This window comes from Bacteroides sp. MSK.20.82, from assembly GCF_019052485.1.
In the GTDB taxonomy this organism is placed as follows: Bacteria; Bacteroidota; Bacteroidia; order Bacteroidales; family Bacteroidaceae; genus Bacteroides; species Bacteroides thetaiotaomicron.
The window spans coordinates 1-774 of record NZ_JAHQUN010000134.1 but is presented as its reverse complement, the minus strand read 5'-3'; the positions used below and the strand labels follow the sequence as shown (position 1 = coordinate 774).

At 30.7% G+C, this 774-nt stretch carries 1 protein-coding gene; it reads left to right on the top strand.

The features are described from left to right. Window positions 1–81: 81 nt before the first annotated feature. Window positions 82–693: a hypothetical protein gene (locus tag KTR07_RS28145; protein WP_004319185.1), complete on the top strand. Its 612-nt coding sequence runs from the start codon at window positions 82–84 to the stop codon at window positions 691–693. Window positions 694–774 lie beyond the last annotated feature (81 nt).

Below are 774 nucleotides of genomic sequence, written 5' to 3'. Positions count from 1 at the left end.
CAATAAAGACGATTAACAAGCGGCTCAACCTCCCCTTAAAGGTCGGTTAGCCACCGAACATTACCGATTAACAATGACAATATGAAATGGTATAAAATATACTTGAATGGAGAAAATCGAATATGGAAGAAATGTATTACATATTCGTGGGAGTTTATATATGAAGATAAAGAAATTAATTTTCAAAGAATTATAGATTCATCTTCATCGGAAAGGTATCAGATAAAAGCTCTTATCAAAGGTAAGGGGCTAATCGCTAAAAGTATATCTGGATTTGGGCAAATAAGAATGCCAGAATTTGCTGAAGTCAGCCATTTGTTTCTTGTCAGAGAAGATATATTGAATATAAACGAATTGTCCTCCATAAAAGGAATTTCTTTAAAAAGGGTTTCAGTATATGGAGATTTCCCACTTGATTATATGGCAATTATTTTTAATGAAGTAATTGATTGTGTTGACAATATTCATTCCAAACGAGAAGAATTTGAATGCATGAGTACACTTGTGTTAGATATGTCTAAAATACCTTCATCTGTAGATGGGTTCTTTTTAAAAGGGTGGAATAAATACGGTTTTTATAAAAACATTGTCAATGAAAATATGAAAATGCAATTACTTCATTTGTATAAGGCAAATGAGTTTTTAAAATTTAAAGAAATAGAAATAAATGGCACATCGGTAACAAATGGATAAATCTCCGTAAGAGAGATTATCCGCCGAACATTATCTGCCCAGAATAATTAACAATAAAAAAGAAAAAAACAATGATTAGGT